This window comes from Polaromonas sp. P1_E3 (genome assembly GCF_056405935.1).
The window spans coordinates 23,266-35,334 of record NZ_JBFUBD010000018.1; the positions used below are offsets into that span (position 1 = coordinate 23,266).

Below are 12,069 nucleotides of genomic sequence, written 5' to 3' on the forward strand. Positions count from 1 at the left end.
CGTCTTTTACTGAAAGGCCGGCTCGGATACGGCTGGTTCACCCGCGCCGGCGCTCCGAGGCAGGTTAGGAAATTTCCGAGTTTCGCCGGTGGTGCGCCGTCAACGCATCGCTAATGCGCCATCAACACAGGCAGTGTCATGCTTTTGAGCACGGTCCGGGATGCGCCGCCCAATACCCATTCATAGGCGCGGGCACGGCCATAGCAGCCCATGACCAGCAAGTCCGCTTGCAGGTCGAAGGCCCGCGACAGCAGCAGGTCGCCCAGGTTCGCGGGTTCCGCGCCTTCCACATTTTCCCGCTGCCAGCTGGCCTGGACACCGTGGGTCTTCAGGTAAGAGACGATATCCGGGCCTGCACCCGTGGCCGCCACGGCGTCAATGCCCCAACTCAGGACGTGTACCGAGCTGGCGTTGCGCAGGATGGGGAGGGCCGCCGTCACCGCGCGAGCGGCTCCGCGGGTGGGCTTCCAGGCGATCACCACATGGCCCGGCAAACCCGGCTTTGCCGACGTGTAGGGCAGCACCAGGGCCGGCCGGCCGCTCAGGGCAATCACGGTCTCCGGAAAATCCGCAGGCATCAGCGTGGACCAGCCCTCGCCCGGGCCGTGCTGGCCCAGCACCAGCAGGTCGGCATACAACGCCTGCCCGGCAAAGGCCGATGCCAGCGGGAAGTCATGGACTTCAGCCCATGCGGCCGGCAGCCCCGCAGGCCGGATCTGTTCGAACACCGAGCGCGCCCGCGCCAGTTCGGTGTCCTGCACCTTCTCCCGCCTTACGGCAAGGCCAGGGCCCATGCCGAAGGCAACGGGAATCGCCTCGGAGGCCGAAGGTGAGGCATACAGGGCCGTGACGCCGGCGCCATACTGCGCGGCAAGCCGGCAGGAAAATTCAAGGCGTTGCGCGAATTGCGGCGAGGCATCGGCATGGACCAGCAGTTGTTTGAGTTCATTGCCCATGGAACGTCTCCGGTGCAGAGTGTGGATACCCTGACTGTAGGAAGACGCGACCGCGGCCGTGTTGACGCTTGTCAAGACAAGGCGCTTTCCACGGCAGCCTGATGGGCTTCAGGGATCCAGCGGCTCCGTCAGTCCGTGCTTGATGGCATAGCGGATCAGTTCGTTCTGGTTTTGCAAGCCCATTTTCTGCATGAGGTTGGTCTTGTGGGTGCTGACAGTCTTGACCGACAGGTTCAGCTTCGTCCCGATGTCCGTCAGGGAGACACCCGCCACCAGCATCTGCAGCACTTCGAACTCCCGGTTGGAAAGACTCTCATGCGGCACCGCCTGGCTGCCGGGCATCGCACCCAGCGCCAGCTGCTCGGCCACCTCCGCGCTGATGAAGGCGCCGCCCGAGGCGACCTTGCGTATCGCCTGCTCCAGCTGGTCCGGTGCGCTCTCCTTGGTGAGATAACCGCTGGCGCCGTTCTTGATGGCCCGTACCGCGTATTGCAGTTCCTGGTGCATGCTCAGGACCAGGATGCGCAGCTGTGGCTTTTCGCTGCGAACCAGCTTGATGAGTTCCATGCCGCTGCGCCCCGGCATGGAAAGATCCAGCACCAGCACGTCAAAGGCCAGCTCGCGCACGCGTTGCATGACTTCTGTGCCGTTGCCGGCCTCACCGATGACTTCCATGCCCTCAATGGACGACACGATGCGCTTGAGTCCCTCGCGCACGATGGAATGGTCGTCGGCAATCACAATCCTGATCACGTAATGTCTCCTGTTTCGGGCACCGGGATGCTGACCCGCATGCACGTTCCCTGGCCGGGCGCGGTGACGATGTCCACCGTTCCCTTCAGCAAGCGGGCCCGTTCGCGCAGGCCCATGAGCCCCAGAGAGCCGGCCTTGCGCGGCGCATCCGGGTCGAAGCCCGTGCCGTCATCGGCAACCTCAAGCACCACGGCTACGCCGGTTCTTTCGATGCGAACGTCAACCTGCGATGCACCCGCGTGCTTTGCCACGTTCACGAGCGACTCCTGCACGATGCGAAACACCGCCGTGGCGTAGGGTTCGCCCAGCTCAACATCCTCGTTGAGCGACAGCTTGCAAGGCACACCATGGCGCTGGGTGAAATTGTGCGTGAGCCACTGGATCGCAGGTACCAGGCCGAGATCGTCCAGCAGGAGGGGCCGCAAATCGGAGGCGATGCGGCGCGTAGCGGCAACTGTGGTGTCCAGCAGGCCGAGCACGTCGTCGAGCTTGGCCCGCACGGCGCCCGCATCCGAAGGCAGGGCTTCCCGAATCCAGGTGGCATCCATCTTGATGGCTGTCAGCGACTGGGCGAGTTCGTCATGCAGCTCGCGTGCGATCCGTGTTTTCTCGCTTTCGCGGATGGCGTGGGCGGCCGAGGCGAAGGCGCTCAGTTCCTCGTTGGCGCGCACACGTTCGGTCACGTCGCGCAGGATGACGGTGTAAAGCTTGCCATGCGCGGTGTCGAGCTGTGAGATGGAAGCTTCCAGCGGAAACTCCTCGCCGCTGGATCTTCGCCCATACAGCACCGTACCGTCTCCCATTCGCCGGGAGGTTGTGCCGGTCAGGCCGAAGCGCCTGACCTGCTCGCCGTGCGCGCCCTGGTGCCGCTGCGGGATCAAACGCGTGAGCGGCTGGCCCAGCATCTCGTGCGTAGGCCAGCCGAATATCTTCTCGGCAGCCTTGTTGTAGAGAATCACATGCTGTTCGCTGTCCACGGTAATGATGGCGTCCATGGCCGAATCCAGCAGGCCGGCCAGCCTCGCGTCCGCGCCCTCCAGCGCTTGCTTGCCGATACGGTCTCGTGCCGCGTCGCGCACCGCCAGCAGCCAGGCGATGCCGCAGGTTGCAGCGGCCAAGGCCAAGGCTAGCGGCGGTCCGCCTGGTGCATGCGCGGCAGGTGTCAGCAATGCCAGCAATGACAGCGTGGCCATCACGGCCAGGACGATGGCCATGGAACGCCGGCGCTTCGGCACCGCGTCACCGACATGGGGGAACAAGGACATGGGCAGCTTCGGGAGTGAAACCCGATCTTACTGCCCGGGCCTTTCTGCGGAAACCGGTGCCGGCCCGATGAGCAGCACCGTCAAGGCACTGGAGATCGCGCACACAAGCCAGAACATAAAAAAAGCGGCGGTCTGCAACGCCAGACGGGACAGACCCGAGGGTTGCCCATAGCGCAGCATTTCTTCAGGATCGAACAGACCGAAAAGCAGGAGTTCCAGCAGGCAGGCCGACAGAAAAGCCGGCCAGGCGATGCCCAGTATCTTGTTGGCGGAAATCATGGTGCCTCCTCTTTGCGTTGCGGGCTTTCACGGACGAGGTGTTTTGTCAGGCGTAGCCGCATGGTTGCGCCCTTCCAGGGCAGGCGCCAGCGCTCTTTCACGAGCAGGCTGTCGCACAGTTGCCTGCGTGCCGATCACGGCATCCGGAAATTTGACGGCCAGAAAAACCGTCACCACACCGGCTACAACCACCAGCGCGGGACCCGAAATAACGAGCCAGACATGGCCGTGCTTCCACCAGGGGGCGGGTTGGGTGGGAATGGTGATCATGAAAGCCCTTTCATCGTGGAACCAGGAACACGGATTTTTCTTCGACGTGAGCGCGCCCGCTTTCATCGCCGACACGGAACACGATGGCGTGTGAACCCGCCGGCACCGAACCGTAGGGAATCTGCAGCCGCACCGCAACCCAGCGCGACTCGGTCGGGCCAACCTTGACCTCGGCTTCGGAAGCGACCACCAGGCCTTCCAGTCCGGCGGCTCCAATCGTGTAGCGTTGCGACTGCTCGGTGGCATTCATGATTTGAAGGCGGTACACATTTTCCAGCCGGCCACCGGCCGCGATGCGTGACAGCGCGGCGCGATCCCGCACCACGTCCACCTTCAATGGCATGCGCGCCATCAGACTCCACAGCAGAGCCAGGCACAGCACGCCCAGCAGCGTGGTGTACACCAGTACGCGCGGCCGCAGCACCTGGCGCAGCATGTGTGAAGCGTTCCACTTACCGGCCAGCGCGTTTTGGGTGGTGAAGCGGATGAGGCCGCGCGAATAGCCCATCTTGTCCATCACGCCGTCGCACACGTCTACACAGGCAGCGCAGCCTATGCACTCGTATTGCAGGCCCTCACGGATGTCTATGCCCGTCGGGCAGACCTGTACGCACAGAGTGCAATCGACGCAGGCGCCCAGCGACAGCGCCGCGGCGTCGGCATGGCGCGACCGGGCGCCGCGTGGCTCACCCCGCGCAGGGTCGTAGCTCACGATCAGCGTGTCCTTGTCGAACATCGCGCTCTGGAAACGCGCATAGGGACACATGTATTTGCACACCTGCTCGCGCAGGAAGCCGGCGTTTCCGTAGGTGGCAAAGCCGTAAAACAGGACCCAGAAGATTTCCCAGCCGCCCATTTTGGTCTGCAGGAACTGAAGGATCAAATCGCGGGCAGGCACGAAATAGGCGACAAAGGTAAAGCCGGTCCACATCGCCACACCTATCCAGAGGATGTGCTTGAACCATTTCTTGACCAGTTTTTCCAGCGAGAACGGGGCGCCGTCCAGCCGCAACCTGGCGGTGCGGTCGCCCTCCACCTTGCGTTCTATCCAGAGGAAGATTTCGGTGTACACCGTCTGCGGGCAGGCGAAGCCGCACCACAAACGGCCTGCCACTGCCGTGAACAGGAACAGCGACAAGGCGCTGGCCACCAGCAAGCCGGTCAGGTAGATAAAGTCCTGCGGGTACAGCACATAACCGAAGAGATAAAAGCGACGCGCTTCCAGGTCGAAAAGCACTGCCTGGCGCTGCCCCCACTGCAGCCACGGCAAGCCGTAAAAAAACAGCTGGGTCAGAATCACAAAGGCCCAGCGCCAGCGCGCAAACAGCCCGCTGACGGAACGCGGGTAGATTTTCTTTTGCGCCTCGTACAGCGACTCCCCTGCCGGCTCTGCCGCCGGCACGATGGGAATGATTTTGCGCAAGGCCGGCTGGGTCACTGTCGCCTCAAAGTTTTGCCGCGGCGGGCTTGTTGGAGAACCCCCAGATGTAGGCGGTCAGCACATGGATCTGCGCTTCGGTGAGTTTGCCGGCTTGCGCGGGCATCTCGTTGGTCTTGCCTTTGTTGACGATGTCGACGATGGCCTGCTCTCCCCAGCCGTGCAGCCAGATGTCGTCGGCCAGGTTGGGTGCGCCTATCGCGGTATTGCCTTTGCCGTCCATGCCGTGGCAGGCCGCGCAGGCGGTGAATTTGGATTTTCCGAGCTGCGCACGCACTGAATCGTGAGGGCCACCGGAAAGGCTCAGCACGTAATTCGCCACGTTCTTGACATCATCGGCTGTACCTACAGCGGCCGCCATGGGCGGCATCTGGCCCTTGCGGCCCTGGGTCAAGGTCTCACTGATTTTTTCGGTTGAACCGCCGTGCAGCCAGTCGCTGTCCGCGAGGTTGGGAAAGCCCTTGCTGCCGCGTGCGTCCGAGCCGTGGCATTGGGCGCAGTTATTCATGAAGAGACGCTCACCCACCGCCATCGCATTGACGTCGCCCGCGAGTTGCTCCGCGCTTTTGGCCGTGAACTTGGCGTACAGCGGCGCAAGCTCCTTGTCTGCGCTGTCCATCGCAGCGGTGTATTCACCACGCGTGCTCCAGCCCATTTCACCCGGGTAAGCACCCAGGCCCGGGTAAGCGACCAGGTAGAGCAAAGAATAGATCACGCTGATCACGAACAGCCACATCCACCAGCGCGGCATGGGGTTGTTGGACTCGCGCAGATCGCCGTCCCAAACATGGCCCGTTGTGTTGTCGCTGCTGGGAACCACTTTTTTTCGGGCCGTGKCCCAGAGCAGGACCAGGGCACCGACGATGCCGATCAGGGTCAGCGCGGCCACATACCAGGACCAGAAGTTGTCTGTGAAATCGCTCATGGCTCACACCCGATGTGTTGTGCGGTGAATAAAAAACCGGTGAAGAGGTCTTGCATGGCGCGGCCCCTAGTCCTGCAGGAAGGGGATCTTTGCGTCCTCTTCAAACCGCGTGCGGTTACGGCTGGAATAAGCCCACACCAGCAGGCCGGCGAAGGTGGCAAAACACAGCAGGGTTGCGATGATGCGCAGCGTGTTGACGTCCATGGCGCTCTCCTTTACTTCAGGGCCTTGCCCATAACTTGCAGATAGGCCACCAGGGCATCCATTTCCGTCTTGCCCTTCACCACACCGGCGGCCTCGGCGATTTCGGCGTCGGTGTATGGCACCCCCACCCTGCGCAGTGCTGTCATGCGGGGCGCCATGTCGGCGGGGTCGACGGGCTTCTTCTCCAGCCAGCTATAGGCCGGCATGTTGGACTCAGGGACAAGGTCGCGCGGATTGTTCAGGTGGATACGGTGCCATTCGTCGGTGTACTTGCCGCCCACACGGTGCAGGTCGGGGCCCGTTCGTTTGCTGCCCCACTGGAAGGGGTGGTCATAGACGAATTCGCCGGCCACCGAGTAGTGCCCGTAGCGCAGCGTCTCCGCACGAAACGGCCGGATCATTTGCGAATGGCAGTTGTAGCAACCCTCGCGCAGGTAGATGTCGCGGCCGGCCAGTTGCAGCGCACCATAAGGCTTCACGCCTGCCAGCGGCGCGGTGGTCGACTTCTGGAAGAACAGCGGCACGATTTCCACCAGGCCGCCGACGGCGATCACCAGCAGGATCAGGATGATCATCAGGAAGTTGTTGGTTTCGATCTTCTCGTGCGAGAAGCCGGCCGCAGAAGAGGTTTCGTCTTTCATGGGATGTGCTTTCTTCTCTTGTTATGCGTGAGCCAGTGCCGGCACCGGCACCCGGACGGGGCGGCCACTGGCCACCGTCATGCAGACGTTCCAGGCCATCAGCACCATGCCGCCCAGGTACAAAAGCCCGCCAAAGAAGCGCACCACGTAGAAGGGATAGGTGGCCTTCACCGACTCGACGAAGGTGTAGGTCAGGGTTCCGTCGGCGTTGATGGCGCGCCACATCAGGCCCTGCATCACACCGGCAATCCACATGGCCGCTATGTAGAGCACGATGCCCACAGTAGCCGTCCAGAAGTGCACCTCAATGGCGCGTACTGAATACATCTGCTTTTGCCCGAACAGGCGGGGAATCATGTAGTACAGGGTGCCCATCGATATCAGGCCCACCCAGCCCAGCGCACCCGAATGCACGTGGCCCACGGTCCAGTCTGTGTAGTGCGAAAGCGCATTGACGGTCTTGATGGACATCAGCGGGCCTTCAAAGGTGCTCATGCCATAGAACGACAGCGACACGATCAGGAAACGCAGGATGGGGTCCTCGCGCAGTTTGTGCCACGCGCCCGACAGGGTCATCACGCCGTTGATCATCCCGCCCCAGCTGGGCGCCAGCAGGATCAGCGAGAACACCATGCCCACGGATTGCGTCCAGTCGGGCAAGGCCGTGTAGTGCAGGTGGTGCGGACCCGCCCACATATAAGTGAAGATCAGCGCCCAGAAGTGGACGATGGACAGGCGGTAGCTGTAAACCGGCCGCTCTGCCTGCTTGGGGATGAAGTAATACATCATCCCGAGGAAGCCAGCGGTCAGGAAAAAACCGACAGCGTTGTGGCCGTACCACCACTGCACCATCGCGTCCTGCACACCCGCATAGGCGGAATAGGACTTCATCCAGCCGGCCGGGATTTCGGCGCTGTTGACCACGTGCAGCACCGCCACCGCCAGGATGAAGGCGCCGTAAAACCAGTTGGCCACGTAGATATGCCGGACCTTGCGGGTTCCCAGCGTGCCGAAAAAGACGATGGCATAGGACACCCAGACCAGGGTGATCAGGATGTCGATGGGCCATTCGAGTTCAGCGTATTCCTTGCCGGTGGTGTAACCCAGCGGCAGGCTGATTGCCGCAGCCACGATGACGAGCTGCCAGCCCCAGAAGGTAAAGGCGGCCAGCTGCGGCGCAAACAGTGGCACGCTGCTGGTGCGCTGGACCACGTAGTAGCTGCTGCCGATCAGCGCGCAGCCGCCGAAGGCGAAGATCACCGCGTTGGTATGCAACGGCCTGAGCCGGCCATAGCTGAGCCAGGGGATGCCGAAGTTCAGTTCAGGCCATGCCAGCTGCGCGGCAATGAAAAGGCCCACTGCCATGCCGACCACGCCCCAGAGCACAGCTGCCAGTGAAAACTGGCGAACCACCTTGTCGTGATAGGCGATCCCTCGTGTCGTTTCTTCGTTCATGAAGCACCTTTTGTCTTGATGCTTCAAAGTGTCGATGCGGCGGGGGTCACGCCATTTGATGCAAGTCAATCAGTGTGAAGAATGCGCTCGGCTTCCTGCTCAAGCGCCTCGAACTGACCTCGCCATACCGCCCAGCCCAACGCGCCGATGATCAGCAAGGCCAGCACGACCGAGAGGGGGATCAAAAGAAACAGGATGTCCATCTAGTTCTCCGGCGGGGTGCGCGCCAGCCTGGCGGAGTTGGCCACCACCAGCAGCGAGCTGGCCGCCATGCCGAAGCCGGCCAGCCAGGTCGGCATATAGCCCAAAATCGCCAGCGGAACGCAGGCCGCGTTGTAAACCGCTGCCCACAGGAGGTTCTGGCGGACGACCGCCCGGGTGCGCCGTGCCTGCGCGACAAGGGCTGGCACCGTGAGCAGGCGGCTGCCGGTCATGATGAAATCTGCCCTGGCCTGAGCCACCGGCACGGCCTGGCCCATGGCCAGGGACACATCCGCCACGGCCAGCACCGGCCCGTCGTTCATGCCGTCACCCACCATCATGACGCGATGGCCTTCGCGCTGAAGGCGGCGCACATGTTCCAGTTTGGCCTCAGGCGTACATTCGCCAAAGCACCACTCGATGCCGGCCCGGCGCGCAAGGTGGGCGACAGCCCGGCCCGTATCACCCGAAAGCAGCTGCACGCGGACACCGAGCTTGAGCAGGTCGTCCACGGCCTGGGCCGCGTCGGGCCGCATCGCTTCGTCAAGCTCGAACCCCGCGAGGTAGTGCCAGCCATCGGATAGATGGGCCTGCAACACCGGCACATCGCGGCCCGGCACGGGCACACCGCAAAAAAAGGCCGACCCCAGGGAGAGTTCATGCGGCTCGCTGCCGTCCAGCCGGGTGACCTTGCCGCGCAGCCCGCGCCCGGTAACCTCCTCCACTTCACTGGCCACCCAGTCCGCCGCTGGAAACCGGGCGGAGATGGCGCGCGAGACCGGATGCAGCGAGTGCCTGGCCAGCGCCCCCGCCCAGTCACACACCTCGCCGCGGTTCACACCGGCCGGCGTATGAGCCATCACGACTTGCATGCGGTCTTCCGTCAGCGTGCCGGTCTTGTCGAAGATCACGGTGTCGATGGCGGCGCAGCTTTCCAGCGCCTGCAGCTTGCGCACCAGCACGCCGCGCCGCGCCAGTGCGCCCGCGCTGGCCAGCATGGCCGCCGGTGTTGCCAGCGACAAGGCGCAGGGGCAGGTCACGATCAGCACCGAAACAGCAATGGCCATAGCATGCGACTGCCCGAATGGCCACCACCACACGGCGGCGGCGGCGCTCGCCAGCAGCACGGCCACCAGGAAAGGACTGGCGATGCGGTCCACCAGTTGCACCAGGCCAGGCTTTTCGACTGAGGCTTGCTCCATCAAGGCCACGATTTCGGCGTACCGGGTTTGCGGCCCTATGCGCAGCACGCGCACCTGCAGCACACCCGTGAGGTTGTGGCTGCCTGCAATGACACCGTCGCCCACCCGCCGCAGCAGGGGTTTGGATTCGCCGGTGAGCAGCGACTGGTCGACCCGGCTCTCACCGCCCTCAACAGCCCCATCAGCGGGGAAAGCCTGACCAGGCAGCACCCGAATCACGTCACCAACGACAAGGCGGCGCACGGCCACCGCACGGAAACTGCCGTCAGCTTCCCGCCGCTCCACGCTGTCCGGAAGGCGCCGCATCAACGCATCCAGCGCCCCGGCGGTCCGGTCGCGCAGGCGTTGCTCCAGCAGGCGGCCCGACAGCAGGAAAAAAACAAACATGGGCACGGAGTCATAGGACGCGTTGGCGCCCCAGGGGCCCGAGGGATCGAAGGTCGCAGCGGTACTGGCGCCAAAGGCAATCAGCACACCAAGGGCCACGGGGACGTCCATTCCGATGCGCAAGCGGCGCAGGTCGCGCAGTGCCGCCGCGAAAAAGGGCCAGCAGGAAAACAGCAGCACCGGCAGGGTCAGCACCCAGGAGGCCCAGCCCAGCAGCGCCTGGATGTCGGGTGTGATCTCGCCAGCCGGCGCCAGGTAGGCTGGCGCCGCATACATCATGACCTGCATCATGCAAAAACCCGCCACCAGCCAGCGCCACAGCATCACGCGCTGGGCCTGCATCCTGCGGCCGGCCAGCAGCAGGTCGCCGGCAGGCAAGGCACCGTAGCCGGCCTGGCGCAATGCAGCAATCCAGAGAGAAGGCTGCGTTGCAAGCGGATGCCATTGAAGCCGCACCGTGGCCGTCACGCCATTGACCTGGACCGCGTCCACGCCGGGCAGCTTGCGCAAAACCTCTTCCACGGTGATCGCGCAGGCCGCGCAGTGCATGCCCTCCAGCGCCAGGTACGACTCCCACCATCCCTCCCGCCCCGTGACCGGCCGGCTGAAGCCCTCCCATTCGGCCGGCTCGTCGAGCACTGCCCATTCCGAAACAGTACCGGCGACGGGCTGCATGGGGCCGGCGGGAAACAGCGGCAGGGAAGGAGCGGCTTGCATGGCGAAAGCTTAGCCAGCGCCGAGTGCCGGCCCTTTGACATGGATCAAGCCCGGGCCGGTGCGACGCTCCTAGACTGCGGCACATCAACACAGGAGAACCCAGCATGTACAAACGCATTCTTGTTGCCACCGACGGCTCCACGCTTTCCAAAAAGGCGGTCAAGGAGGCCATCGCCCTTGCAGCATCCCTGGAAGCCGGGCTTGTGGTGGTCAATGTTGTTCCGCGTTATCCGATGAGCTACTTCGAGGGCGGCGCCTCCATCTCGCCGCAGGAAGTCGGGCGCATTGAAAAGGAATGGACCGGCAAGGGTCAGGCTATCGCCGACGCGGCGCAAAAGTCCGCAGAAGCTGCGGGTGTCCCGGCCAAAGCCGTGATCGCCAAGTCAGACCTCGTCGCCACCGCCATCCTGAGTGCGGCCAAAAAGAACAAGTGCGACCTCATCGTCATGGCATCGCACGGCCGCAAGGGCCTCTCGCGCATCCTGCTCGGAAGCGAAACCCAGCAGGTGCTCACACACAGCACGATTCCCGTGCTGGTCCTGCGCTGAGTTTGAGTTGAACGATCCACTTTCGGAGAATCCCATGAGAGTCCTTCTGGCCGTTGACGGCAGCAAATTCACCAAGAAGGCCCTCGCCTTCCTGGCCACCCACGAAACCCTGATGGGTCCCGACGCGGAACTCGTCGTGCTCAACGTACAGCCGGCCGTTACCCCGCGCGTCAAGACCATGGTCGGGGCCGCCACCGTGCGCGCCTGGCACCAGGAAGAGGCCGAAAAGGTGCTGCAGCCGATTGAACGCTTCCTCAAGCGCCATGGCGTCAAGTACCGGGTCTTATGGGTCGCCGGCACACCGGCCACACAAATCGTCCAGGCGGCAAAGCGGGAAAAAGTGCACATGCTGGTCCTCGGTACCCACGGCCACGGCCTGTTCGGCCGCGCCCTGCTCGGCAGCGTCGCCCAGCGCGTGGTGGCGGACGTCGATGTGCCGGTGCTGCTGGTCCAGTAGCCAGCCATCTCCTGAAAGCCTTCCATGAACACACCGTCAACAACCCCCTCTCCTTCGTCGATACAGCGGGCCATTCCCACTATGCGGCAATCCCAAGGCACTCTGAACCTAGGGCTGTTGATCGCGCTGGTGACGGGTTCCATCATCGGCAGCGGCATCTTCGGCCTCCCCCAAAACATGGCGGCCGGCGCGGGCGCGGGGGCCATCCTGATCGGCTGGCTGGTCACGGGCGTGGGCATGCTGGTGCTGGCGCGGGTCTACCAGATGCTGGCCCTGCGCAAACCCGAGCTGGACAACGGCGTCTACGCCTATGCCCACGCGCTCTCGGGCGAGTATGTCGGCTTCAACTCGGCCTGGGGTTACTGGATCAG

Annotated in this window: 15 protein-coding genes; 3 read left to right on the plus strand and 12 right to left on the minus strand. The window is 63.6% G+C overall.

Annotated features, from left to right (window positions below; translation table 11 throughout):
• Nucleotides 1-110: 110 nt before the first annotated feature.
• The 12 genes from AC1D0Z_RS05420 to AC1D0Z_RS05475 form a co-directional block, all read right to left on the minus strand.
• Nucleotides 111-956 carry a universal stress protein gene (locus tag AC1D0Z_RS05420; RefSeq protein WP_477657218.1) on the minus strand — a complete coding sequence of 282 codons (846 nt, stop codon included), beginning with the start codon at nt 954-956 and terminating at the stop codon, nt 111-113.
• A 108-nt stretch (nt 957-1,064) separates the two neighbouring features.
• Nucleotides 1,065-1,709 carry a response regulator gene (locus tag AC1D0Z_RS05425; RefSeq protein WP_477657219.1) on the minus strand — a complete coding sequence of 215 codons (645 nt, stop codon included), beginning with the start codon at nt 1,707-1,709 and terminating at the stop codon, nt 1,065-1,067.
• Nucleotides 1,706-2,974 carry a PAS domain-containing sensor histidine kinase gene (locus AC1D0Z_RS05430; protein ID WP_477657220.1) on the minus strand — a complete coding sequence of 423 codons (1,269 nt, stop codon included), beginning with the start codon at nt 2,972-2,974 and terminating at the stop codon, nt 1,706-1,708. Before AC1D0Z_RS05430 ends, AC1D0Z_RS05425 begins: the two co-directional genes overlap by 4 nt.
• Before the next feature lie 27 nt (nt 2,975-3,001).
• A complete protein-coding gene (locus AC1D0Z_RS05435) occupies nt 3,002-3,253 on the minus strand; it encodes a hypothetical protein (RefSeq protein WP_477657221.1) in 252 nt (83 codons plus the stop codon).
• Between the two features lie 27 nt (nt 3,254-3,280).
• Entirely contained in the window at nt 3,281-3,523 is a 243-nt protein-coding gene (locus tag AC1D0Z_RS05440; RefSeq protein ID WP_477657222.1) for a nitrogen fixation protein FixH, read from the minus strand.
• Between the two features lie 10 nt (nt 3,524-3,533).
• Nucleotides 3,534-4,946 carry a cytochrome c oxidase accessory protein CcoG gene (ccoG, locus tag AC1D0Z_RS05445; protein ID WP_477657223.1) on the minus strand — a complete coding sequence of 471 codons (1,413 nt, stop codon included), beginning with the start codon at nt 4,944-4,946 and terminating at the stop codon, nt 3,534-3,536.
• 22 nt (nt 4,947-4,968) lie between these two features.
• Nucleotides 4,969-5,886 (minus strand): cytochrome-c oxidase, cbb3-type subunit III, encoded by a 918-nt coding sequence (gene ccoP, locus AC1D0Z_RS05450; protein ID WP_477657224.1) that lies wholly within the window; start codon nt 5,884-5,886, stop codon nt 4,969-4,971.
• A gap of 66 nt (nt 5,887-5,952) precedes the next feature.
• A complete protein-coding gene (locus tag AC1D0Z_RS05455) occupies nt 5,953-6,090 on the minus strand; it encodes a cbb3-type cytochrome oxidase subunit 3 (RefSeq protein WP_477657225.1) in 138 nt (45 codons plus the stop codon).
• Nucleotides 6,091-6,101: 11 nt separating this feature from the next.
• Nucleotides 6,102-6,731 carry a cytochrome-c oxidase, cbb3-type subunit II gene (gene ccoO, locus AC1D0Z_RS05460; RefSeq protein ID WP_477657226.1) on the minus strand — a complete coding sequence of 210 codons (630 nt, stop codon included), beginning with the start codon at nt 6,729-6,731 and terminating at the stop codon, nt 6,102-6,104.
• Between the two features lie 21 nt (nt 6,732-6,752).
• Nucleotides 6,753-8,186, minus strand: coding sequence for a cytochrome-c oxidase, cbb3-type subunit I (gene ccoN / locus AC1D0Z_RS05465; protein WP_477657227.1), 1,434 nt, complete (start codon nt 8,184-8,186; stop codon nt 6,753-6,755).
• Between the two features lie 65 nt (nt 8,187-8,251).
• Nucleotides 8,252-8,389, minus strand: a complete 138-nt coding sequence (gene ccoS / locus AC1D0Z_RS05470) for a cbb3-type cytochrome oxidase assembly protein CcoS (RefSeq protein WP_431095040.1) — start codon at nt 8,387-8,389, stop codon at nt 8,252-8,254.
• Entirely contained in the window at nt 8,390-10,693 is a 2,304-nt protein-coding gene (locus AC1D0Z_RS05475) for a heavy metal translocating P-type ATPase (protein ID WP_477657228.1), read from the minus strand.
• A 104-nt stretch (nt 10,694-10,797) separates the two neighbouring features.
• On the opposite strand from AC1D0Z_RS05475, the gene AC1D0Z_RS05480 reads away from it, so the two are divergent.
• From AC1D0Z_RS05480 to AC1D0Z_RS05490, 3 genes are all read left to right on the plus strand, one after another.
• The gene (locus AC1D0Z_RS05480; protein ID WP_477657229.1) at nt 10,798-11,241 is read left to right on the plus strand and encodes a universal stress protein; all 444 of its coding nucleotides are present in this window, start codon (nt 10,798-10,800) and stop codon (nt 11,239-11,241) included.
• 34 nt (nt 11,242-11,275) lie between these two features.
• On the plus strand, nt 11,276-11,698 hold the full coding sequence (locus tag AC1D0Z_RS05485; protein ID WP_477657230.1) for a universal stress protein: 423 nt from the start codon (nt 11,276-11,278) through the stop codon (nt 11,696-11,698).
• A gap of 81 nt (nt 11,699-11,779) precedes the next feature.
• Nucleotides 11,780-12,069 (plus strand): amino acid permease (locus tag AC1D0Z_RS05490; RefSeq protein WP_477657231.1); only part of this gene is annotated, 290 nt, incomplete at its 3' end.